Below are 25,573 nucleotides of genomic sequence, written 5' to 3'. Positions count from 1 at the left end.
CAGGTGTGGGTTCGGTCACCGGCCCGCGTTCCACGGGCCCTCGCGGTGGAGTTGACCGCGCGTCAGTCGGTGACAGGGCAGCAGGTCAGCCTAACAGTCGGGGGCGAACACCCCTTCGGTCGCCGAGGCTCACGCCTGCTGCTTCTCCGGCCGGTGCGTCCGGTGCGGCAGCAGGAACAGCAGGCCGGTGACCAGCACCAGACCGCCGGCCGCCCAGTACAGCGCCTCGCTGTAGGTGGCGATGAAGGTCTTGGAGCGGATCTCGTTCAGGGTGCTGCCGACCGTCTTGGCGTCGGCGCCGGAACCGGCGTCCTGGCTGCTGCCCGACGTGCTCGCGAGCAGCGTGGTGCAGCTCTCGGGCACCTTGGTCAGGTCGGGCTGGCCGAGCGAGTCGGTCGCGCAGGCGCGGATCGCCCCGGCCTGGGCCGGTGCCACCGCCTGGACGGTCGGGATGACCTTGTCGGCCTGCGGGCCCGCGTTGCTCGCCAGGGCGGAGAAGAAGACACCGCCGATGATCGCCACGCCGAGGGCCGCGCCGAGCTGGCCGGTCGCGTTGATGATGCCGGACGCCGCGCCGGCCTCCTGCGGCTTGACCTCGCGCAGGATCAGACCGGTCAGCGGGGCCATCAGCAGACCCATGCCGGAGCCGAGCAGGAGCATGGACGGGACGGCGTGCCAGGAGGTGATCTCGCTCCCGGCGTGGTTCGCGACCCAGGCGTAGGAGCCGACGCCGAGCATCATCGCCACGGCGCCCGCCACCAGGGTGTACCGGCCGTACCGGGGGTAGAGCGTGCGCACCGCGATGGTGCCGACGATCGGGACCCCGAGCGAGAACGGGATCGCGGTCAGACCGGTGTGCAGCGCCGACCAGCCCAGGCCGCCCTGGAGGTAGAGCGTCCAGCTGAGGAAGAAGCCCGCCGGCACGGCGCTGAAGAGCATCTGCGCCGCGACGCCGGCGCCGAACGCGCGGACCTGGAACAGCGAGAGGATCACCAGCGGGGACCCGTCCTTGCGGGTCTTGTGCCGCTCGTAGAAGACGAAGCCGACGAGGACGGGCGCGGCGCCGAACAGGCAGGTGATGCTCCAGGCGGGCCAGTCGAGCTCACGGCCGAGCATGAGCGGCAGCATCAGCAGGAGCAGGCCGACGATCGCGAGCAGCATGCCGATCAGGTCCAGCCGCATCGCGTGCGGGGACTTCGACTCCCTCATCCACTTCGAGGCCCCGACCAGGGCGGCGATGCCGACCGGCAGGTTGACCACGAAGATGGCGCGCCAGCCGAGGTCGAACGGGCTCCAGTCGACCAGGGCGCCGCCGAGGATCGGGGCGGCGACGATGGCCAGGCCGATCATGCCCGCGTACAGGCTGACGACGCGGCCGATCTCCTTCGGGTCGAAGGTGACGTGGATGACCGCCAGGACCTGCGGAACCATGATCGCGGCGGTCATGCCCTGGAGGATGCGGGCGGCGACCAGCATCTCGGAGTTCTGCGCGGCCGCGCAGAGGGCGGAGGACACCACGAACCCGGCGACGCCGGTCATGAACATCCGCTTGCGGCCGAAGATGTCGCCGAGCCTGCCACCGGTGATCAGGATGGCCGCGAACGCCAGGGTGTAGCCGGCGGTCACCGCCTGGACGACGACGGCCGACGCGCCGAGGTCGCCCTGGATGGTCGGGATCGCCACGGTGACGATGTTGACGTCCAGCAGGTCCATGAAGGTGGCGACCAGCAGGACGGCCAGCGCGAGCCACCGCTTCGGGTCCGGCGTGGGGGCGTCGGAGGCGACAGGCGGTTCGGCGGTCGGCTGCGCCGCCTGCCCAGCCTTGCTGCTCATGGGTTCTTCTCCGGCTTCTCGATCGGTGGCATCCGGCTCTTGTCGGTCGGATGCCCGGGGGACGGGCGGGAGGCTTCGTTGGCGGGCGCGGGGTTCCGGGCGAGCGCGCTCCACGAGCGCATCAGCAGTTCGATGGCGTTCGCGACGGTGTCGATGTCGCTGTCCTCGGGGGAGATCACGCGCTGGATGGACAGGCCGTCGCCCAACGAGTGCACGACGAGGGCCAGGAACTCGACCGGGGCCGGGGGGGCCACCGAGCGGTCGGCGAAGCCCTGTTCCAGCGCCTGGGCGAGCGCGGCGCGCGAACGCCGCTCGCGGTCGGCGAGCACCGGCAGGAGCTTCGGGTCGCGCAGGCCGTAGAGCCAGAGCTCGGTGCGCAGGGCGAGCCAGCTGCCGAGGGTCTCGTCGCGCCGGCGGTACCAGGAGCGCATGTGGTCCATCAGGTCGTCGAACGACCCGGCGTCGCGGCTGAGCTCCTGTATCTCCTCGAGCTCGCGCTGGGTGCGTTGCTCCAGCAGGGCCAGGACGAGCTCGTGCTTGCCCTCGAAGTTGCCGTAGAACGCGCCGCGGGTGTAGCCGGCGCGCTCGACGATCTGTTCGACCGAGGTGCCGCTGACACCGTGCTCGGCGAAGAGTTCGGCCGCGGCCTGCAGCAGCTGCTCGCGGGTGAGTTCCCGGCTCTGCTGCCGGGTGAGCCGCCTGGTGATGGTGATCGCCTCCTGATGCGCCGTCGGATACAAGACTGTATCCCAATACGGCTATGTATCTGAAATGGATTCCGGAACGACGAAGGGCTGCCGCCGCCTCCCGGGGGAGGCGACGGCAGCCCGAGGGCGACCGGTGGGGCGAATCCCGAGGTCAGTGCACGAAACGGCGCATCAGCCGGTCCAGTTCCGCGGCCGGGTCGGCGGTGATGCCGCCGTGCACCGGGCTGGGCTGGACGATCGCGCTGCGCGGCGCGGTGAGCCAGCCGAAGCGGGTCCGGGCGGTGCCGCCGGCGGCGGGGCCGGCGGCCCGGTCGCCGGTGCAGATCGCGCGGATCGCCTCCAGGGCCCCCGTGACGGCCACGACGTCGACCTCGGGGTCGAGGGCGCGCAGCCGCGTCTCGTCGAGGTGGATCGCGGCGCCGAGGTAGTCGGCCTCCTTGCAGTACAGCAGCGCGCCGACGTTGATCCGCTCGCCGCGGTCGACGCGGGGAACGGCGTACAGCAGCGCGTAGTCGAATCCGATGGACGGGGTCGTCTCAGTGCTCATGCCGGCCACCAGTCGCGCTCGCCGGCGCAACGGGCCGTGAGGTAGTCGCAGTAGCGCTCCCGCAGCACGTCGGGTTCGAGGCCGTTCGCGGAGTTCATGCCCAGGAGGAAGTGGTCGGGCACCATCCCGACGACCTCCTCGACGGTCTCGCGGGTCACCAGGGCCGCCAGTTCGGCGTCCAGGTCCCGGAGCTTCGCGTCGGAGACCTCGGACACCGGCTCGCTCAGGACGTGCGAGTCCATCGGGTACTTGCGGTTGGCCCAGGCGTCCACGGCCGGCCACGAGTGCTGGAAGATCAGCGCGGCGCCATGGTCGATCGCCCACAGCTGCCGGTGCCAGATCAGCAGGTTGGGGTTGGACCAGGTGCGGTCCACGTTGGCCGTCAGCGCGTCCAGCCAGTAGATCCGGGCGGCCTCCTCGGCCGGCGGCTGCCACTTGATGCCGTCGTAGTTCACCGAGCCGGGCAGGAAGTCCATGCCCAGGTTCTGGCCGGTGCTCGCCAGCAACAGGGCCTGGACCTCCTGGTCCGCCTCGCGGCGGGCCAGTTCGGGGTCTATGTCGAGGAGGACCAGCTCGGGAACCCGGATGCCCAGGCGCCGTCCGAGCTCGCCGCACACGACCTCCGCGACCAGGGCCGCGCTGCCCTGACCGGCCCCCCTGAACTTGACCACATAGGTGCCGTCGTTGTCGGCCTCGACGATGCCGGGTAGTGAGCCGCCCTCGCGCAGGGCGGTCACGTACTGCGTGCCTTTCACGTTCCGTAACATGCTGGGCACCCTACTGGGGGCGGTGGTGTGCTCCAAAGCGCTGGCCGAATCCTCGCCGCCGGCCCGGGAGTTCGCGGTCGCGGCGGCCGACCGGCCGACCCGTTCCCCGGTGAATTCCCGAGCCGGCGGGCGTGGCTGGATTGTTGTCCCCGTCGATGGTTTTCGGCCGATCTCCGGGCAGGGCCGGACGGACCCCTCCGACGACGGTGGCCGGGTGATCCGTTCCGACCGACACCGCGATCGGTCCTAAGGCGGGGTGAAATGACCACGCATCAGCTGGTCGGTCATCAGAAATGCCTGGTGGGGGCCCTGATGGAGAAAGATCGAAATAACCGGAATGAAATCCGCCGATGTGGGGAAGGCCTTGTCCGGTCCACCTGTCGAACGGGTGTCCGTTCGGCGTGGCGTGCGGGCGCGTCGCCGACGACTCCCGTCGTGAACGAACTGACACCCCTTGCGGGTCGTGGACATGATCGTTCATGATGATCGGCGTCGGGGGGGCGAGACCACGGGGACGTGGGAGGCGCGATACGCCTCTACAGCCGCCGACTGTTCTTCTTCGACGGGTTCCACGAATCGTGCGCGGGCGGTTTGCCGCGCAGCCTCGGAGCCCGCGCGACGACACATCAGGGACGGGGGATGTGGTGAACCGGCGCTGCCGAGAGATGTCATGCACATGTCCGGAGGTGGGAGTCGGCGGTACGGAGCCGGACCCCCTCCTGCCGCCCGTCCCGGCCACCGGGAGGCCGGCGTGCTGAGCCGGTCGGTCGTCCTGGGGCTCCCCTCGCTGTCCGTCGGCGGACTGTCGGAGAACTGGCTGCTGCGCGAGGCCGGCGACCTCCACTGGGAGCTGATCGGCAATCACTTCGGCAGCAAGGTCGCCGACCTGGCGGACGGCGACGGCACCAGACTGCTGCCCGCCTTCGTCCGGGTCCGGCTCACCGCCGCCGACTCCCTGCGGTTCTTCGCCGAGCACGACCGGGGGCAGCTCGACGGCACCCTCGCCAGGCTGGACGACCAGGCCTTCGTCAGCGACGTCCGGTTCGCCACCGCCACCTCGCACGTCGAGGCCCGGCTGCTCACCTCCTTCGTCCGCAGGGGCGCGGGCAACTGGCTCTCGCCCGGCGCCCCGCGCAACCCGGGGCGGGCGCCGGTGGCCCAGCCGACCGCCGAACACCTGGAGTTCCAGGCCGAGTTCCGCGCCAGGAACGGGCTCGGCCCCGGTGCCGGCCCCGGGTTGTTCCAGGACACCTACGAGCTCAACCCGTTCGCCGACGTCAACGCGGCCGGACTGCTCTACTTCGCCTCGTACCCGCACATCAACGACCGGGGCGAGCGCAAGTACCTGCAGTCGCTCGCGCCGGGAGGGGAGTGGGCCGTCGAGGCCTGCACCCTCAGCCGGGACATCCTCTACCTGGGCAACTGCGGCATCGAGGACTCGGTGCGCTACCGGCTGGACGACTGCCGCTTCGAGTCGGACCACCGCGCCGTGCTCACCTCGACCCTGCTGCGGGAACGCGACGGCCGGCCGCTCGCCCGGATCGAGACCGTCAAGCGCCTCGTCCACCCCGGTGTCTTCGCCGGCCTCTGGGACGGCGGGACGGCCCGGACCGGGACCGCCGCACCGGCACCGGCACCGGCACCGGCACCGGCACCGGCGCCGGCCCCGGCGCCCGCCGCGTCCGTCCCCGACGACCTGGAGGCCGACCTCCTGCCGCTGCTGGAGGACGTGCTCGCCCGGCCCGCCGGCTCGCTGACCGCCGAGGACGACCTGCGCCCGTTCGGGCTGGACAGCCTGGCGCTGTCGGAGCTCGCCGCCCGGGCCGAGGACGACCTCGGGCTCGAACTCGACCCCAGCACCATGTTCCAGGCATTCACGGCCGCCGCCATGGCCCGCGTGCTGCGCGGCGAGCGACCGGCGGCCGCGACCGGTCCGGTGACCACCGCGCCCCGCGACCCGTCGGCGCCGATCGCCGTGGTCGGCATGGCCGGCCGGTTCCCCGGCGCGGAGAGCGTCACCGCGCTGTGGGACCTGCTCGGCCGGGACGTGGACGCCGTCCGCGACATCCCGCTCGACCGGTGGGACACCGCCGCCCACCCCGACGTGGTGGGCAGGGCGGCCCTGCTCGACGACATCCGCCGCTTCGACCACGAGTTCTTCGGCATCAGCCCGCGCGAGGCGGCGCTGATGGACCCCCAGCAGCGGCTGCTCCTGGAGACCGCCTGGGCCACCGCCGAGGACGCCGGCTGGGACCCGACCGCACTGGCCGGCACCCGCACCGGCGTCTACGCGGGCGTCTGCCACTCGGACTACGCCGCCGTCCTCGCCGAGCACGCCGGCCGCGACGAACCGCACCTGAGCGTCGCCGTGTCGCCGTCCCTGGTGGCCAACCGCGTCTCGTACGCCCTCGGGCTGCGCGGCCCCAGCGTCGCCGTGGACACCCTCTGCTCCTCCTCCCTGGTCGCCGTCGCCCAGGCCGTCGCCGCGCTGCGCGCCGGCGAGTGCGACCAGGCCTTCGTCGGCGGCGTCAACGTGCTGTGCGACCCGGCCCGGCAGAACGCCTACCAGCGCACCGGCGTGCTGAGCCCGCGCGGCCGCTGCCACACCTTCGACGACGACGCGGACGGCTACGTCCGGGGCGAGGGCGTGTGCGCCCTGCTGCTCAAGCCGCTGGACCGGGCCCTGGCCGACGGGGACCGCGTGCACGCGGTGATCCGCGGCGTGGCCGTCAACCACGGCGGACAGGCCCAGTCCTTCACCGCGCCCAACCCGGAGGCCCAGGCCGACCTGCTGGTCGCCGCGCACACCGAGGCGGGCGTCGACCCGGCGACGATCGGCTACCTGGAGGCGCACGGCACCGGCACGCGCCTCGGCGACCCGATCGAGGTCTCCGGGATGGTCGCCGCGTTCGAGCGCCTCTACGACGCCTGGGGGCACCCGGGCCCGGAGCGGCCGCACTGCGGCGTCGGCTCGCTCAAGACCAACATCGGCCACCTGGAGGCCGCCGCCGGGATCGCGGGCATGATCAAGGTGATCCTGGCCATGCGCCACCGCACGATTCCGGCCACCCGCAACATCACCCGGCCGAACCGGATGATCAAGGTCGAGGGCTCCCCGCTGTGGCTCCAGCGGGAGCGCGGCCCCTGGGAGGAGCCGACCGGCGGCGGCCCCCGCCGGGCCGGCGTCAGCTCCTTCGGCATGGGCGGCACCAACGCGCACGTCGTGCTGGAGGAGGCCCCCGCGGCGCCGGCCGACCGGCCGCTCGACGGCCCGGTGGTCGTCCCCGTCTCGGCCCGCACCCCGCAGGCGCTGCGCGCCGCCGTGGCCGCGCTGCTCGCCGTGGTGCGCTCGCCGGACGCCCCGCCGCTCGCCTCCATCGCCCGGACGATGCGCACCGGGCGGGCCGCCCTGGCGCACCGCGTCGCCGTGGAGGCCACCGACCTCGCCGGACTCGCCGAGGGGCTCGCCGCCGTCTTCGACCGCGAGCCCGCCGCGGAGCGGGAGTCGACCACCCCGCACGCCCCGCCGGTCTCGCTGCCGACCTACCCGTTCAGCCGCGACCGGCACTGGGTGGCGCCCACGGCCGGCGCCGAGTTCCTCACCACCACCTGGGAGGACGCGCCCGCCCCGCCGACCGTCCCCGCCGGCCGCCTGCTGGCGGTGACCGCCGACCGGGAGCTCGCCCGCCGGGTGCTCGGCGAGCAGGCCGTCGTGCACGTCCCGGGGGAGCCGCTGACCGACCCGGCGGGCCTGGCCGGGATCGTCGACCTGGCCGACTGGACCGAGCCCGGCACCCGGGTGACCGAACGGATCGCACTGCTCCAGCAGGTGCTCGCCGCCAACACCCGGTCCGGACTGCGCTGCGTCCACGTGAGCGGCGCCGAGCGGTCCGTCCTCGCCGGGTTCTACCGGGCCCTGTCCGGCGAGTTCCCGGCCGTCCACTCACGGACCGTCCGGGTGGACGGCGACGACGACGCCCTCGCCGCCGCCCTGGCCACCGAGACGGCCGCGGTCGACCGCGAGACCGAGCTGCGCCACACCGGCGGCCGGCGCCGCCGCCCGGTGGCCGGGTTCGCCCCGGCCGCCACCGGCGCCGACCCGCTCACCGGGCTGGACCGCGGCGCGACGGTGATCACCGGCGGCCTCGGCGGGATCGGCCTGCGCCTGGCGGCCCACCTGGCCGACCGCGGCGCCCGGCACCTCGTGCTGCTCGGCCGCTCCCGGATGCCCGCCCGCAACCGGTGGGCGTCCCTGCTCGCGGACCCGGCCACGGATCCGGTGCTGCGCGCCCGGCTCACCGCGCTGACCGCGCTGGTCGAGCGCGGGGTGACGCTGACCGTGCGCACCGACGCGCTCGACGACGCGGCCCGGCTGCGCCGGCTGTTCGGCCAGGTCAGGAAGCAGTCCGGGGAGGTCGTCGCCGCCTTCCACTGCGCCGGCGTGATGGACCGTCCGACCTCCTTCCTGGCCCGCGGGGCCGAGGAGATCGCCGAGGTGCTGCGGCCCAAGACCGACGGGCTGCGGGTGCTCCGGTCCGCCTTCGGCGGGCAGCCGCCGAAGCTCCTGGTGCTGTTCTCCTCGGTGGCGGCCGCCTCGCCGCGGCTGGCGGCGGGCTACCTGGACTACGCGGCGGCGAACACCGCGCTCGACGACTTCGCCGAGGCCCGGGCCGACGAGCCCGGTTGGGTGGTGCGCTCGCTGCGCTGGCCGCTGTGGCGCGAGGTGGGGATGGGGGCCGACCGCACCAGTGCCGGCGCCGCGCTCGGCGTCCCCGACGTGGACGGGACGGACGCGCTGCGGCTGTTCGACCTCGCCCTGCGGGTGCCCGACGGGGCGGTGCTGCTGCCGTGCCTCGTGGAGCGCTCGTCGGTGGCCACGGCGGAGCTGTACCTGGCGCCGCGGCCGGCCGCCCCCGCGCAGCCGGCCCAGGCCACGCCGGTCACCCCGGCGGCTCCTGCGGCCGCGCCGGACCTCGGCTGGCTGTTCGCCGTCGTGGCCCGGACGACCAGGGTCGACCCCGCGCTGCTGGGGCCCGACACGACGCTCGGCGACGTCGGCGTGGACTCGCTGCTGATGGCCGAACTGGTGCGGGCGCTCGAAGCCGAGCTCGGCGACGTGGTCGACCCGAGCCTGCTGCAGGAGCACCCGACCCTCGGCGGGCTCGCCGCCGCCCTCGGCGCTCCGGCCGCCGCTCCCGCCGCTGTCGCTCCGTCACCCGCCGCTGCCGTCCCGAGCGCGACCCTCGCGCTCGCCCCGGCTCCCGCTGTCGCTGCCGCACCCGTTCCCGCTGCGGCCACCGGACGTCCGACGCCCATCGCCGTGATCGGCATGGGCTGCCGCCTGCCCGGCGCGAGCGACCCGGACGGGCTCTGGCAGGCCCTGCTGGCCGGCCGTGACCTCGTCACCGACGTCCCGGCCGACCGCTGGGACACCACCGGGCTCTACCACCCGGACGGCGGCCACGGGCGCAGCCAGAGCAAGTGGGGCGGGTTCCTCGACGACGCCGCCCTGTTCGACCCCGGCTACTTCGGCTTCGACGACGAGACCGCACGGCACCTGGACCCGCTGGTGCGCAAGACCCTCGAGGTCTCGGTGGAGGCCGTCCGGGACGCCGGGTACACCGACGCCGAGCTGCGCGGGCGTCCGGTCGGCGTGTTCGTGGGCGCCCGCACCGGCAACCACCGCCTGCACCTCCAGCCGCCGAAGCGCGAGTACATCGTCGGCGTGAACCAGAACTTCGTGGCCGCGCACGTCTCGCACTTCCTCGACCTCACCGGCCCCAACCTCGTGGTCGACAGCGCCTGTTCGTCCTCGCTGGTGAGCATCCACCTGGCGGCCCAGAGCCTGGCCTCGGGCGAGTCGTCGATGGCCCTGGCCGGCGGGGTCGACCTCCTCTTCGACGAGGAGCCGTACCTCATGCTCAGCGCCGGCAAGGCGCTGTCCCCCAGCGGCCGCTGCCGCACCTTCGACGAGTCCGCCGACGGGCTGGTGCCCGGCGAGGGCGCCGGGATGGTGCTGCTGAAGCGGCTGGACGACGCGCTGCGCGACGGCGACCGGGTGCTCGCGGTGCTGGAGTCCTCGGGCGTCAACAACGACGGCCGGACGATGGGGTACACCACACCGAACGGCCGCGCCCAGCGCTCCCTGGTCTCCGACGTGCTCACCCGCGGCGGGATCGACGCCCGGACGATCGGGTACGTCGAGGCCCACGGCACCGGCACGATGATCGGTGACCCGATCGAGCTCCAGGCGCTCACCGCCGTCCACCGCGCCCACACCCAGGACCGCGGCTACTGCGGGATCGGCAGCATCAAGAGCTCGATGGGACACCTGCTCAGCGCCGCCGGCGTCGCCGGGTTCATCAAGGCCGTGCAGATCCTGCGGCACGGCACGCTCGTGCCCACCCTGCACTGCCACCGCCCGAACCCGCGGTTCGCTTTCGCCGAGTCGCCGTTCTTCCCGGTGACCGAGGTCGCGGACCTGCCCTCCGGCAGCCGGGTCGCGGTGAGCGCCTTCGGCTTCGGCGGGACCAACGCCCACGCCGTCCTCGGCGCCGGCACGCCCGGAGAGCCCGGGCGCCCCCCGCTGCCGCCCCCCGCCTACCGTCGCCGCCGGTTCTGGCACCGGCCTGCCGCCGTGACCACCCCGGCCCCGCGCAGGTCTGCCCGGCTCGACCTGACGCTCACCTAATCCGGCGCGCCCGCCCGCCGCCCGCCGAGCCGAACCGCCGATCACCAGGAGAGAACACGTGGACCGACGGTCCGTACGCTGTGCCTTACACCTGAACAGGGACAACCCGATCGTCGACGACCACCGTGTGCACGGGGTGCGCACCCTGCCGGGAGTGACGTTCCTCGACATCGTCCAACGGCTGCTCGCGGCACACGACTTCCCGCTGGAGCGCACCGGCCTGAGCGACGTGCTGTTCGTCGAGCCCGTGGTGACCACCGAGGCCTTCGACCGGGAGCTGACCGTCGAGGCCGAACCCGACGGCGACGTCTACCGGGTGACGGCGACCAGTCGGCGCACCCACGACGGCGGCCCGGTCGACGACACCGTGACCACCCACCTGCACGCCACCCTGCACACCGACCTGCCACCGCTCACCGGCGCGCCCGACCCGGCGCCGGCCGGCGCCGCGCGCGACGTCGCCGAGGTGTACGCGACCGGGCGTTCGGCGGGCATCGACCACCGGGCGTTCATGCGGGTCACCGGCACCCTGCGGGCCTCGGCGGACCGGGTCCGGTCCGAGATCGCGCTCGGCGAGGAGGCCCGCGCCACGGCCGAGGACTTCCTGCTCCACCCCGCCCTGCTCGACGGCTCCACCATGCAGGCGTACGCGCTCGCCTTCGCGGGCGAGGACGCCGACGGGCGCCCGCTGATCCCGCTGCACATCGGCGGGTTCCGGGCGGTCCGTCCGCTCGGCGAGGCCTGCACGGTGGACCTGCGGTTCACCCGGGTGGCGGTCGGCGCCGACGTGGTGAAGGCCGACATCGACCTGTACGACGGCTCGGGCGCGCCCGCCGCCCGGTTCACCGGCCTCACCTTCAAGCGGATCCGCTCCACGGCGTCGATCACCCGGCTCACCACGGTGGCCGCGGAGCCGGTGGCCGCCGCGCCGGAAGCCCCGCCGGCCCCCTCCGCCCCCTCCGCTTCCTCCGCCCCCTCGGACCCGCCCGTCCGGTCCGCTACGTCCGCCCCGGCGGCCGCCGGTGACAGGCTCGGCGACCTCCGGGCGGAGGTCGCCGGGCTGGTCCGCCAGGCCGCCGGGGATCCCGCCCTGGCTGTCGACGGCGACCTCGGCTTCTACGACCTCGGGCTGGACTCGACCCACCTGCTCTCGCTGGTCCGCGCCCTCGAGGAGCGGTGGGACATCTCGCTGTACCCGACCCTGCTGTTCGAGTACCCCACGGTCGACGCGGTCGCCGCCCACCTCCTCGGCCTGCTGCCCGCCGACCGGCGCGCCCCGGCCGCCCCCGCGGTGGACGAGCCGGAGCCCGACGCCCCCGCCCGCACGCACTGCCTGACCGGCGTCTGGCAGTCGGCGCCCCGCCCGGCCGCGCCGGAGCAGGGCCCGCTGCTGGTGATCGGCGACCTCCGGGTACACCCCGGGCAGGTCACCGTCCGGCGCGGCGCGGCCTTCCGCCGGCTGGGGCCCGACGCGTACGAGCTCCGCGCCGACGAGGCCGGCGACCTCCGGCGGCTCCTGGCCGAGCTCGGCACCGCGCCCGAGCGGGTGCTGCACCTGGCCGCGCCCGCCGACGACCTCCCGGAGGCCGTCGAGACGGCCTGCCGCGAGCTGCTCGCCCTGGTGCAGGCGCTCGCGCCGCAACCGGTGTCCGTGGTGCACGCCGGGCCGGGCCCGGTCGCGGCCGCGGTGGCGGGGCTGGCCCGGACCGTCCGCCTGGAGCAGCCCAAGCTCGCCGTGACCGCCGTCGAGTGCGACGGCGACGCCGACCCGCGGGCCCTGCTCGCGGAGTTCGGCAACGGAGCCGAGACCTGGGTGCGGCACTCCCGGGGGCGCCGCGAGGTGCGCCGCTACCGCGACACGCCGCTCGACGCCGGGCAGCGGATCCGCCCCGGCGGCGTCTACCTGGTCACCGGCGGCGCGGGCGGCATCGGCCGGGAACTCGCCGCGCTGCTGACCGAGCGGGGTGCCACGGCCGTGCTGGCCGGGCGGACGCCCCCGGCGGAGCCGGTCGCCGGCCGGTTCGTCCGCGCCGACGTGACGGTGCCCGCCGACGTGACGGCCCTGGTCGCCGACGTCCTCGACCGGCACGGCCGGCTGGACGGCGTCGTGCACGCGGCCGGGGTGCTGCGGGACGCCATGCTGCCCGGGAAGTCCGCCGTGGACCTCGCCGCGGTGCTGGCACCCAAGGTGCGCGGCACGGTGCTGCTCCACCGGGCGACCCGTCATCTGAGCCTCGACTTCTTCGCGCTGTTCTCCTCGGTGACGGGCGTCGCCGGGAACGTCGGGCAGGTGGACTACGCCGCGGCCAGCGCCTTCCAGGACGCCTACGCCCGCGAGCACGGGCTGGTCTCCTTCGGCTGGCCGCTGTGGGCCGAGGGAGGGATGCGCACCGACGACGCGGCGCGTGCGCTGTTCCGCCGGCAGGGGCAGGTCCCGCTGCCGACTGCGGAGGGCCTGGCCGTGTTCGAGCGGGCGCTGTCGCTCACCGGCGCGGAGGTCGTGGTGCTGCACGGCGACCCCGAGCGCGCCCGTGAGGCGCTGGCCCTGGCCCCCGCCGACATCGCCGCCGCCGCCCCCGCAGACGTCGCCGCGGCGACCGAGCCGGCCTGGGCCGAGGAGGCCGCGCCCGACCCGACCGGGGACATCGCGGTGATCGGCGTCGCCGGCCGCTACCCCATGGCCGAGGACCTCGACCGGTTCTGGACCAACCTGCGGACCGGACGCGACTGCGTCACCGAGATCCCCAAGGACCGCTGGGGGCCGGACGGCTTCTACGAGCCGCAGCGCGCCCCCGGTCGGTCGACCAGCAAGTGGGGTGGCTTCCTCGACGGCATCGACGAGTTCGACCCCGGCTTCTTCCGGATCACGCCGCGCGAGGCCGAGGGCATGGACCCGCAGGAGCGGCTGTTCCTGCAGACCTCCTGGCACGCCCTGGAGGACGCCGGCCTCACCCGCGCGGACGTCGCCGGGCGCCCGGTGGGCGTCTTCGCCGGGGTGATGTTCACCCAGTACCAGATGCTCGGCCTGGGCGCCGAGGAGCGGCTGCCGGTGCTGCCGACGTCCTTCGCCTCGGCCGTCGCCAACCGGGTCTCCTACTTCCTCGACCTGCGCGGGCCCAGCCTCGCGCTCGACACCATGTGCTCGTCGTCCCTCACCGCGCTGCACCTGGCGTGCGAGAGCCTGCGCTCCGGGGAGTGCGAGGTGGCGCTCGCCGGCGGCGTGAACGCGATCGTCCACCCGTACAAGTACCTGCACCTGAGCCAGGTCGGCTTCGTCTCCTCCGACGGACGCTGCCGGGCCTTCGGCAAGGGAGGGGACGGCTACGTGCCCGGCGAGGGCGTCGGCGTCGTCGTGCTCAAGCCGCTGGCCCGCGCGCTGGAGGACGGCGACCGCGTCCTCGGCGTGATCAAGGGCAGCGCCGTCAACCACGGCGGGCGGGCGGGCGGCTTCTTCGTGCCCAACCCGGCCGCCCAGGCCGACGTGGTGCGCCGGGCGCTCGCGCGGGCGAACGTCGACCCGGCCTCGATCGGCTACGTCGAGGCGCACGGCACCGGGACCTCGCTCGGCGACCCGATCGAGATCTCCGCCCTGGACCAGGTCTTCGGCGGGACGACGACCCGGATCGGGTCCGTGAAGTCGTCGATCGGCCACCTGGAGTCCGCGGCCGGGATCGCCGGCCTGACCAAGATCCTCCTTCAGCTGCGCCACCGCACCCTCGCGCCCTCCCTGCACACCGACCCGGCGAACCCCGCCATCGACTGGGACACCGTCGGGCTGAACGTGCAGCGCCGGGCCGAGCCGTGGCCGGCCGGGGACGGCACCCCGCGCCGGGCCGGACTGAGCGCGTTCGGCGCGGGCGGGGCCAACGCCCACGTCGTCGTCGAGGAGTTCCCGGAGCCGCCCGGACCGGACACCGGCCTCTGCGGGCCGCAGGCCGTCCTGCTCTCCGCCCGCACGGAGGAGGCGCTGCGCGAACTGGCGTACCGCTACACCGACCTGCCGGGCGCCGACCGGACCGCCGAGGTGGCGGAGCTGGCCGGGCTGGCGGGCGCCGACCCGGACACCGCCCTCGACGAACTCGGCCTGGACGCGGAGGACCTGCGCCGGCTGGCGCTGACGCTCGGCGAGCGCTTCCCCGGCCGGACCCCGCACGTCGACGCGCGCTCGACGCTGGCCGACCTCGCCGCGGCCGTGCCGGCCGGCACCGGAGCCGGCGTCCCGCTGGCGGACCTCGCCTACACCACGCAGACCGGGCGGGAGGCCATGGCCGAGCGGCTCGCTGTGGTCGTCTCCGGGCCGGACGAACTCCGCTCCGCCCTCCAGGCCTACCTGAACGGCTCGGCGCCGGCCAACTGCTATCGGGGCACCGCCGCCGGACCGGGCGGCGTCACCGCCCCGGACTCCCTCGACCCGCACGAGCTGGCCCGGGCCTGGGTGGCCGGCGCCGCCCCCGACTGGCGGGCGCTGCACCGGGACCGCAAGCCGCGCAAGGTGCGGCTTCCCGGCTACCCGTTCGCGCGGGTCCGCTGCTGGGTCGACAACACCCCGGCCGCCCCGGCCACCCGCCCGGCGGCGGCCCCGGCCCCGGTGTCGCTCCCGGCGGACGTCCCCGCGCAGGCCGCCGCGGACGTCCCGATGGACCTCCCGGTCTGGGAGCCGTGCGCGGTCCCCGCCGGGCGGCCGGCCCCCGACGGCCCGGTCGTGGTGCTGCACGCCCCCTCCCGGGCGGGTCTGGCGGCCGAGCTGGCTGGACGTCACGAGGGCTCCCTGGTCGTCGAGTTGGGTGGCCCGGTGACGGTCAGGCCGCGCCTGGTCTACGTCCTGACCGGCGCGACGGAGGCCGCCCCGAACGAGGTGGACCGGGTCGCCCGGGCCGAGGCGTCCGGCGTCCGGGCCCTGGCCCGGTACGCGCGGGAGTGGTCCCGGATCCGGGAGCTCGACTGGGTGATCGTCACCGCCGGTGCCGCCGCCGCCCCCGGGCGCGGTGTCACCGACCCGTACGCCGCCGGGGTCGTCGGCTTCGCCCGGGTGCTGGAGAACGAGCACCGCGGCTGGTCGGTCGCGACCGTCGACCTCGACCCGGCCCACCCGTCCGCCGCCCTGGTGGCACCGGCCCCCCGGGGCACCCGCCTCGCCTACACCGGCACGGTCTGCCACACCCAGGTGCTGCGCCCCGCCCCGGCGGGCGGCGGAGCCGCCCTGCTGCGCCGCGGCGGCCGGTACCTGGTCGTCGGCGGCGCGCAGGGGATCGGCCTGGCGCTCGCCCGCCGGCTGGTCGCCGAGTGGGACGCGCGGGTCGTGCTGGTCGGCCGCAGCGAACGGCCGGCCGACGGGCTCGGGGACGGCATCCGCTACGTCCGGGCCGACGCGACCGACGCCCGCCGGGTGGCGGCCCTCCTCGACGAGGCGGGGCCGGTGCACGGCGTCCTGCACGCCGCCCTGGTCCGCCGCGACCGGCTGACCCACCACCTCTCGGACACCGACCTGACCGAGAGCCTGGCCGCCAAGTCCGGCGTCGCGGCCGTCCTGGTCGACGCCCTGCGCGGACGGCACCTCGACTTCCTGGTGTTCTTCTCGTCCGCGCAGTCCTTCCTGGGCGACCCCGGCCTGGCCAACTACGCGGCCGGATCGACCTTCCTGGACGCCTACGCCCACGCCCTCGACGCCCGCCTGCCGTACCCGGTGCGGGCCGTCGACTGGGGCTACTGGGGCACCGTCGGAGCAGTGGCCGACGACACCCACCGCGACCGCCTGACCGCCGCCGGCTTCGCGTCCATCGAGCCCGGGAGCGGCTTCGCCGCGCTCGCCCGGGCCCTCGGACAGCCGGCGCCCCAGGTCGTCGTGGTACCCGGCAGCGCAGCCCTGCGCGATCGGATGGGAGCAGCGAGAACGGAGACGACGCAGATGGTGCCCACCGGCCGCCCACTGACCGCCGGAGACCGCCGGGTGGTGGACGACTTCCACGCCCTCGACCGCCGCATGACGACGATCGCGAGCGGCGCCCTGCTCGCCGTCCTCGACGACCTCGGCGCGTGGCACGGCTCCGACCCGGACGCCGACGAGGTCGCCCGCCGGGTGGGGGTCGTCCCCCGCTACGACCGGCTGCTGCGCACCCTGCTGACCATGATCATCGAGGAGGGCCTGGTCGAGCTCCGCGACGGGCGCCACCGGCCGGTGCCGGGCGCCCTGGCCGCGGCCCGGGCCGACGGACACCTGCGGCAGCTGGAGGACCTCGCCGCCGAGCACCCCGAGCACGCGGTGTTCGTCCGGCTGCTCGCGCACTGCCTGGCGCACTACGGCGAACTGCTGCGCGGCGAACTCCTCGCCACCGAGCTGCTGTTCCCCTCCTCCGGCACCTCGCTGATGGAGGGCATCTACCGGGGCAACCCGATCAGCGACCTCTACAACGACCTGCTGACGGACCGCCTCATGGCGCACGTCGAGCGGCGGGCGGCCGAGCTGCCGGCCGGCGGGACGGTCCGCGTCCTGGAGGTCGGCTCGGGCACCGGCGGCACCTCCGCCGGCCTGCTCCGCGCGCTGGACCGGTACGGCGACCGGGTGGAGTACTGGTACACCGACCTGTCCGTCACCTTCCTCGCGCACGGCCGGCGGGAGTTCGGCGCACGCCACCCGTTCACCCGGTTCAAGCGCCTCGACCTGGACACCGACCCGGTCGCCCAGGGGTTCCCCGCGGGCGGCTTCGACCTGGTGGTCGGCGCGAACGTCCTGCACGCCACCTCCGACCTGGGCCGCGCCGTCCGCCACCTGCGCGCCGTGCTGCGCACCGGGGGCGAGCTGCTGCTCAACGAGCTGACCACGGTCACCCTGTGCGGGACCGTCACCTATGGCCTGTTCGACGGCTGGTGGACGCACCACGACACCGCGCTGCGCCTGCCCGGCTCGCCGCTGCTGGACGTGCCGGGCTGGACGGCGCTGCTCACCGGGGCCGGCTACGGCCCGGTGGCCGCGCTGCCGGGCACCGCGGAGACCGGCCGCAACTTCCAGCACGTCGTCGTCGCCACGGCGGCGCCCGGCACCGCCCAGGACGGCGTCGCCGCGCCGGCCGGCGCCACCGCCACGCCGGCCGCCGGCACCGCCACCGCCCCGACCGGGTACGACCCCGCCGCCGCGTTCACCGACGAGCTGCTGGGGCTCACCTCCGACGCCTCGGGCATCCCGCGCGCGGAGCTGGACCTCGACCGGGCGATCGGGGACTACGGCTTCGACTCCGTCAGCTACAGCCTGCTCGCCACCCGGCTGAACGACGAGTTCGGCTTCGACGTGACCCCCGCGCTGTTCTACGAGACGGCCACCCTGCGCGCCCTGGCCGAGCGCCTGGTCCGCGACCACGGGGACCGACTGCGCACCCGGTACGCCGGGCCGGCCGGGAACATCGCGCCGGCCGGGAACACCGCGGTCGAATACCGACAGGAGCCGGCCGCCGAGCCCGCCGCCCCGGCCCCGCGGGACGCCGCCCGCCCCGCCGGCCCGGACCCGATCGCGATCATCGGCCTGTCCGGGCGGATGCCCGGCAGCAGGGACCTGGACGACTTCTGGCATCACCTCGCGGTCGGCGACGACCTCATCGGCGAGGTGCCGGCCGACCGCTGGGACTGGCGCACCCTCCCGGAGGGCGTGCACGCCCGGCGCGGCGGATTCGTCCACGACGTCGACATGTTCGACCCGCTGTTCTTCGGCATCTCGCCGCACGAGGCCGCCGGGATGGACCCGCAGCAGCGACTGGTGCTGCAGGGGGTGTGGACGGCGCTGGAGGACGCCGGCCTGGCACCCGGCACGCTGGCCGGATCCGACGTCGGCCTGTTCATCGGCGCCGGGTCGAACGACTACGACGAGATCCGGCAGGCCGCCGGCCACCCGGTCGACGCCCACGCCGCCACCGCCACCACCCACTCCATCCTGGTCAACCGCGTCTCCTACCTGCTCGACCTGCACGGGCCGAGCGAGCCGGTCAACACCGGCTGCTCCAGCTCCCTGGTCGCGATCCACCGGGCCGCCGAGGCGATCCGGTCGGGGGAGTGCGACATCGCGGTGGCCGGTGGCATCAACCTCATCCTGACGCCGCACAACCACGTGCTGCTGAGCAGCACCGGCATGCTCAGCCCCACCGGGCGGTGCCGCTCCTTCGACGCGGACGCGGACGGCTTCGTCCGCAGCGAGGGCTTCGGCCTGGTCGTGCTGACCAGCGCCGACCGGGCGCGCCGGCACACCGTCCGGGCCTGGCTGCGGGGCAGCGCCGTCAACCACGGCGGCCGGGCCCGCTCGCTGACCGCGCCCAACCCGGCCGCCCAGGCGGCGATGATCGTCCGGGCGCACGAGCGCGCGGACGTCGACCCGACCACGATCGGCTACCTGGAGACCCACGGCACCGGCACCGAACTCGGCGACCCGGTCGAGATCAACGGCCTGCGGATGGCCTTCGACGAACTGCGCCGTGGCCGGGGCCTTCCCCAGCCGGCCGAGCCCCACTGCGGGGTCGGCGCGGTGAAGGCCAACGCCGGCCACCTGGAGTCCGCCGCCGGCGCCGCCGGGGTGATCAAGGTGCTGCTGGCGATGGAGCACGGCGTGCTGCCGCCGGTGGCCGGCCTCACCGAGCCCAACCCGCACCTGCGGTTCGACGGGAGCCCGTTCCACCTGGTGCGGTCGGCGACCGCCTGGCCGCGCCCGGCCGGCCACCCGCGCCGCGCGGGCGTCAGCTCCTTCGGCTACGGCGGGGTCAATGCCCACGTCGTGCTGGAGGAGGCGCAGCCGGGCCCGGCGCCGCGGCGTCCGGCCGGCCCCTGGGTCTTCCCGCTGTCGGCGCGCACGCCGCAGGCGCTGCGCCGCTACGCCGCCGCCCTGCGCGACGGCCTGGACCGGATCGCCGACCTGGCGGACGCGGCCCACACGCTGCAGCACGGCCGCGACGCGATGGCCGAGCGACTGGCCGTCACCGCCGCCGACCGCCGGACCCTCGCCGCCGCGCTCGCCGCCGCGGCCGAGGGAGCGGACCACCCCGCGCTGGCCCGGCCCGGTGGCACGGCCCCGGCCGACCGCTGGGTCGCCGGGGAGCCGGTGGAGTGGCCGGACGGCGGCGTGCTGGTGGCGCTGCCCACCTATCCGTTCGAGCGCCGGCGGTGCTGGGTCGGCGAGCACGAGCCGTCCGCCGAGGCGGCCGTGCCCGGGACCACCGCCCCGGCCGAGGCCGAGGCCGTTCCGGCGAGCCCGGCCGGGCCTGGCGAGGCCATCCCGGCCGCGGCCGGCACCGCCGCGGCAGGAGTTCGACCGCTCGCGCCGCAGGCGGGATTCGAGGAGCCGAGCCCGGTGCTCGGCCGACAGGAGGTTCAGGTGGCAGTCGCGGGCACGGAAGACCTCCTCGCGGGCACCGCCGCCCCGGCGGCCGGGACGGACCGGGGGCAGGGCGCCGGCGCGGCCGACGACGCCTGGCAGGCCGCCGTGGCGGGCGAACTGCTGGCACTCGTCCAGGAGGTGGCCGGGGTCCTGCCCGGTGAGCTCGCCGCGGACGAGCAGCTCAGCCGCTACGGCTTCGACTCGATCATGTACACCAGGCTCAGCCACCAGGTGAACACCCGCTGGGACCTCGACGTGACCCCGGCGTCCTTCTTCGGGGTCGCCACCGTCGACGACCTGGTGGCCAAGATCCTCCGTGACCACGGCCAGGCCATCCTCGCGCAGGATCCCGCGGTGGCCGCGGCCGCGGCGGCGCCGCTGGCGGCGCCGGTGGCCGCGTTCATGGCCGCGCCGGTCGCCGTGCCGGCCGCCGTCGCCGCGCCCGCCATGGTCGTCGCGCCGGTCGCGCCCGCCGCGCCCGTGGCCACGCCCGCCGCGCCGGTAGCCGCCGCGCCCACCGCCGTGGCCGCGTCGGTCGCCGCGCCGACCGTGGTCGCCGAGCCCACCACCGCCGCCGCCGTGCCGACGAGCGCCCCGGCGCCGGTCGCGGCCGCGCTCGACGGCGTCGCGATCGTCGGCATGGCCGGGGTGCTACCGGAGTCCGACGACCTGGACGAGTTCTGGGAGCACCTGGTGGCGGGCGACGACCTCGTCCGCGAGATCCCGGCGGACCGCTGGGACTGGCGGCGCATCGACGGCGAGCCCGAGCCGGGCGAGTTCCGCACCAACGTCCGGTGGGGCGGGTTCATGCGCCGGGTCGACCTGTTCGACGCGCGGTTCTTCGGCATCTCGCCGACCGAGGCCGTCGCGATGGACCCGCAGCACCGGCTCGTCCTGGAGGCCACCTGGAGCGCGATCGAGAACGCGGGCATCCGGCCGTCCGCGCTGTCCGGCACGGACACCGGCGTCTTCATCGGGAGCAGCACCTACGACTACTTCGAGCTGCAGCACGCCCTCGGCGTCCCGCTCGACGGCTACAACTCGGCCGGCCGGGCCCACGCGATCCTGTCCAACCGGGTGTCCTACCTGCTGAACCTCCGCGGCCCCAGCGAGCCCGTCGACACCGCCTGCTCGTCCTCGCTGCTCGCCGTCCACAAGGCGGCCGAGGCGATCCGGCAGGGCGAGTGCGAGGTCGCGCTGGCCGGCGGCGTGAACGTCATCGCCTCGCCGACGCTGTTCGTCGACATGAGCCTGGGCGAGATGCTGAGCCCGGACGGCCGCTGCCGCACCTTCGACGCGCGGGCCAACGGCATCGCCCGGGCCGAGGGCGTCGGCATGGTGGTGCTCAAGCGCCTCGACGCGGCGGTGCGCGACGGCGACGTCATCCACGGCGTCCTGCGCGGCAGCGCGGTCAACCACGGCGGCCGCACCAACTCGCTGACCGCGCCCAACCCGGACGCGCAGGCCGCCTGCGTGGTCGCGGCCCACCGCCGTGCCGGAGTGGACCCCCGGACGGTCACCTACGTCGAGACGCACGGCACCGGCACCGAACTCGGCGACCCGATCGAGGTCGAGGGCCTGAAGACGGCCTTCACCCGGCTGTACGCCGACCACGGCGCCCAGTGGACCGAGCCGCACGTCGCGCTGGGGTCGGCGAAGCCCAGCACCGGCCACCTGGAGGCGGCCGCGGGCGTCACCGGCCTGATCAAGGCGCTGCTCTCGATGCGCCACCGGGAGATCCCGGGCAACGTGCACCTCGAAACCCTCAACCCGCACCTGCGGCTGGAGAACAGCCCGCTGCGGGTGGTGCGCGAGCGCGAGCCCTGGCTGCCGGTGCGCACCGCTACCGGGGCCGAGGCCCCGCTGCGTGCGGGGGTGAGCGCCTTCGGGCTGGGCGGGGTCAACGTCCACGCGGTGGTCGAGGAGTACCGCGAGGCGCCGGTCGCCGGGCCCGCCGGCGACCAGCTGTTCGTCCTGTCGGCGCGGGACGCCGAGCGGCTGCGCGACTACGCCGGGAACCTCGCCCGATGGGCCAGGCGCCACGAGGACGTGGACCCGGCCGCGCTCGCCCACACCCTGCAGAGCGGGCGGGAGGAGTACGCCGAGCGCCTCGCCGTCGTCGCCGACTCGCCGTCCTCGCTTGCGGCGGTCCTGGAGGCCTGGCTGGCCGATGGCACCGAGCAGCGGGTGTTCACCGGAAGCGGCCGGGACGCCACCACGTCGCTCCTGCTGGAGGGGGCGGAGGGGCTCCACTACCTGCGGGCCGTCGTGGACGCCGGCCGGCTGGACAAGGTGGCCCGGCTCTGGGTCGGCGGCGCCCCGATCGACTGGGCGCAGCTGTGGCGGGGGGCGGCACCCCGGCGGGTGCCCGCGCCGACCTACCCGTTCGCCCGGGAGAGCTACTGGCTCACCCCCGGCGACCGGTTCGACCGGGTGCAGGCCGCGGGCTCGGGGCTGATCGCGGCCGAGGGCGCCGCCGTGGCGCCGGCCGGGCCCGTGCCGGCCGAGCCCGTCGTGGCCGAGCCCGTCGCGGCTCCGGCCCCCGCTCCGGCTCCGGTGGCGGCGGCCGCACCCGTGGCCGCGCCCGCTCCGGCGCCTGCTCCGGCGCCTGCTCCGGCGCCCGCTCCGGCGCCTGCTCCGGCACCGGTGGTGCCCGCGCCCGCCGAGGCCGCCGCGCCCGCCGCGGTCCCGCCGGTCGGGCCGGCCCCGGCCGACGGTGACCCGGAGGCCGCCGTCCGCGAGCACGTGCGCGCCCTGCTGGCCGCGCACCTGGGGATGCGGATCGAGCGGCTCACCGTGGACCTGGCGCTGTCCGAGGCGGGGGTGGACTCGCTGGGCCTGCGCCGACTGAGCCGGCGCCTGGGCGCCGACTACGGCGTGAACATCCCGACCCGCATGTTCTCCGTGCGGCAGACCGTCAGGTCGGCGGCGCAGGCGGTGTTCGAGGCCTACGGGCCGTTGCCCGCGTCGCAGCAGCCCGCACCGGCACCCGCACCCGCACCCGTGACCGCACCGCCGTCCACACCCGCACCGGCACCCGTAACGGCAGCGGCACCCATGACCGCGCCGCCGTCGGACGGCATCGCCGCGCTGCTGGCCGGCCTGCGCGACGGCAGCCTCGGCGTCGACGCCGCGCTGGCCGCACTGAAGGAAGGGGCGGGCCGATGAGCACCGCACTGCGCGAACTGCTGGCGGCGATCGCCGCCGGCGAGGTGTCGGAGGACGTGGCGCGGCCGCTGCTGCGCAGCCTGGTCGAGGCCGCCCCGGCCGCTGCCCAGGCCGCCGCTGCCCAGGCCGCCGCCGCCCCGGCCGCCGCGACGGCGCCCGTACCGGCCCCGGCCGCGGTCCCCGCGCCGACGGCGTACGACCCGAACCCCTATCCGCTCACCCGCGGCCAGGCCGCGCTGTGGGCCATCCACGAGGGCCGGCCGGACGCCACCTCCTACAACCTTCCGCTCGGCCTCTGGCTCGGCGAGCAGGTCGACCCGGACCGGCTCGCCGAGGCGCTGATCGCCGCGGTGGAACGCAACCCGGACCTGCGCATCGCCGTCCGGCTGGACGCCACCGGACCGGTGCAGGTGATCACCGACCGCCCGGTCGAGGTGCCCCGGCTGGACCTCGGGCACGTGACCGACGGCGAGTTCACGGCCCGCGTCAGCACCCTCGTCCGGCAGCCGTTCGACCTGGAGCACGACCCGCTGCACCGGTCCTGGCTGATCACCACGCCCGGCGGCGGGACCCTGCTGCTGCTCGTGTTCCACCACCTGATCACCGACGGCGTCTCCAGCCACCTCCTGCTGCGCGACATCGTCGCCTGCTACGACGGGCTGACCTCCGGCCGCGGGCTGCCGCCGGTCGAACCGGCCACGCCGTACTCCGAGTTCGTGCGGTGGCAGCGGGAGATGCTGGCCGGCCCGCAGGCCGAGGAGTACCGGCGCTGGTGGCTCGACCGGCTGGGCGGCGCCTCGACCGCGCCCGTGCTCCAGGCGGTCGCCGACCGCCGCCGGGTCGGCCCCGCCTCGCACACCAGCGGGGCGATGGTGCAGCTCCGGCTGCCGGAGGCCACCTGGAGCGCCGTCCGGAGCACCGCCCGCGCGGCCGGGGTGACCACCTTCGGCGTGGTCTTCGGCGCCTTCGCCGCGCTGCTGCAGCGGCACTCCGGCCACCGCGACATCAGCGTGATGGTGCCGACCGACGGCCGCCCCGAGTACCGCTTCGACCGCACCGTCGGCTACCTGATCAACCCGGTCGTCCTGCGGGTGGACTGCGATCCGCAGCTGAGCTTCACCGAGCTGGCGAACGCCGTCCAGGACGAGATGGTCCGGGCCGAGGACTACGGCGGCTACCCGTTCGCCTCGGTCGTCGACGACCTGCGCCGCGGCCCGGACGCCGGAGCGGAGTTCGGCATCGGCTTCTACCTGCAGCAGGGCGTCGGCGGGGACCAGGACATGGCCGCCGGCCAGACCGTCTTCCGGGACGCCCTCGACCTCACCCAGGAGAGCGAGAACGACCTCGTCGTCGAGGTGGTCGTCCGCGACACCGAGGCCCTGCTGTACGTCAAGTACGACACCGAGCTGTTCGACCGCCCCACCGTCGAGCGGCTGGCCGAGCACTACCGGCTGCTGCTCGAAGCCGTGACGGCCGACCCGAACCGGCGCGTCGCCGACCTCGACCTGGGCACCCCCGACGAGCGGGGCACCCTGGAGCGGGTCAACGCCACCCGCGCCGAGCGGCCGCGCGACGTCAGCACGGCCCAGCTGGTGCTCGCCCGTGCCGAACGGCACCCGGAGCGCACCGCCGTGGTGGACGCCGAGGGCGCGCTGACGTACGCCGAGCTCGCGGGCCGGGTGCGCGCCCTCACCGGGGTGCTGCGCGCCCGCGGGGTGCAGCCGGGCGACCTGGTCGGCGTGCTGACGGACCGTCGCGCCGTGCTGATCGTCGCGCTGCTCGCCGTCCAGGCCGCCGGGGCCGCGTACGTCCCGCTGGACCCGGACTTCCCGGCCGCCAGGCTCGCCCACATCGGCTCCGACGCCGGGCTGGCCGCCGTCCTGCTCGAACCGGGCCTGGCCGACCGGCTGCCCGCGGACGTCCCGGGTGTCCGGATCCCCGTCGACGACCCGGGCGCCGCGGCGCCGGCCGAACCGGTCGCCCGCCGCGACGCCGACCTCGCCTACGTGCTCTACACCTCCGGTTCGACCGGACGGCCCAAGGGCGTCGAGGTCACCCACGGCAACCTGGTCAACCTGCTGACCGCGATGGCCGACCGGCCGGGCTGCACCGAGGACGACGTGCTGCTCGCCGTCACCACCGCCGGCTTCGACATCGCCGGACTGGAGCTGCTGCTGCCGCTCACCCGGGGCGCCACCGTGCGCATCGCGCCCGCGGCCACCGTCCGGGACGGGCTGGCGCTGGCCGAGCTGCTGGACGGCTCGGGAGCGACGCTCGTCCAGGCCACCCCGGCCACCTGGCAGATGCTGCTGCACGCCGGCTGGACCGGACGGGTGCGTCGGCTGCTGTGCGGCGGGGAGCCGCTGACCGCCGAACTCGCCACCCAACTGATCGACCGCTGCGACGAGTTGTGGAACATGTACGGCCCGACCGAGACGACCATCTGGTCCTCCGCGCTGCGGGTGCGCCGCAACCGGCCGGTCACCGTCGGCACCCCGATCGCCAACACCA

7 protein-coding genes (1 of these 7 cut by a window edge) are annotated in these 25,573 nt (G+C 75.4%); 3 read left to right on the top strand and 4 right to left on the bottom strand.

The window, feature by feature from the left end; translation table 11 throughout:
- Positions 1–129: 129 nt before the first annotated feature.
- The 4 genes from ACIBEC_RS17840 to ACIBEC_RS17825 all read right to left on the bottom strand — a co-directional run bounded on the left by ACIBEC_RS17840 (position 130) and on the right by ACIBEC_RS17825 (position 3,854).
- Positions 130–1,833 (bottom strand): MFS transporter, encoded by a 1,704-nt coding sequence (locus ACIBEC_RS17840; protein WP_360493084.1) that lies wholly within the window; start codon positions 1,831–1,833, stop codon positions 130–132.
- Positions 1,830–2,573 carry a TetR/AcrR family transcriptional regulator gene (locus tag ACIBEC_RS17835; RefSeq protein WP_360493081.1) on the bottom strand — a complete coding sequence of 248 codons (744 nt, stop codon included), beginning with the start codon at positions 2,571–2,573 and terminating at the stop codon, positions 1,830–1,832. Before ACIBEC_RS17835 ends, ACIBEC_RS17840 begins: the two co-directional genes overlap by 4 nt.
- A gap of 118 nt (positions 2,574–2,691) precedes the next feature.
- Positions 2,692–3,087: a DUF3037 domain-containing protein gene (locus ACIBEC_RS17830; protein ID WP_360493078.1), complete on the bottom strand. Its 396-nt coding sequence runs from the start codon at positions 3,085–3,087 to the stop codon at positions 2,692–2,694.
- Positions 3,084–3,854: a HipA family kinase gene (locus tag ACIBEC_RS17825; protein WP_360493076.1), complete on the bottom strand. Its 771-nt coding sequence runs from the start codon at positions 3,852–3,854 to the stop codon at positions 3,084–3,086. The genes ACIBEC_RS17830 and ACIBEC_RS17825 overlap by 4 nt, the downstream gene beginning before the upstream one ends.
- A 751-nt stretch (positions 3,855–4,605) precedes the next feature.
- On the opposite strand from ACIBEC_RS17825, the gene ACIBEC_RS17820 reads away from it, so the two are divergent.
- The 3 genes in view from ACIBEC_RS17820 to ACIBEC_RS17810 are tightly spaced (at most 58 nt apart) and all read left to right on the top strand, a layout consistent with a single transcriptional unit that may run on beyond the window.
- Positions 4,606–10,545 (top strand): beta-ketoacyl synthase N-terminal-like domain-containing protein, encoded by a 5,940-nt coding sequence (locus ACIBEC_RS17820; protein WP_360493073.1) that lies wholly within the window; start codon positions 4,606–4,608, stop codon positions 10,543–10,545.
- Positions 10,546–10,603: 58 nt separating this feature from the next.
- Complete coding sequence (locus tag ACIBEC_RS17815; protein ID WP_360493070.1) at positions 10,604–23,062, top strand: SDR family NAD(P)-dependent oxidoreductase; 12,459 nt, start codon at positions 10,604–10,606, stop codon at positions 23,060–23,062.
- Positions 23,059–25,573, top strand: the 5' portion of a protein-coding gene (locus tag ACIBEC_RS17810) for an amino acid adenylation domain-containing protein (protein ID WP_360493067.1). 2,204 nt of this gene lie beyond the right edge of the window; only the first 2,515 of its 4,719 coding nucleotides appear in the window; the start codon lies at positions 23,059–23,061; its stop codon lies beyond the right edge, outside the window. Before ACIBEC_RS17815 ends, ACIBEC_RS17810 begins: the two co-directional genes overlap by 4 nt.

The sequence above is a fragment of the Kitasatospora sp. NPDC051164 genome (assembly GCF_044455625.1).
In the GTDB taxonomy this organism is placed as follows: domain Bacteria; phylum Actinomycetota; class Actinomycetes; order Streptomycetales; family Streptomycetaceae; genus Kitasatospora.
This window is presented reverse-complemented; position numbering and strand designations above follow the sequence as displayed.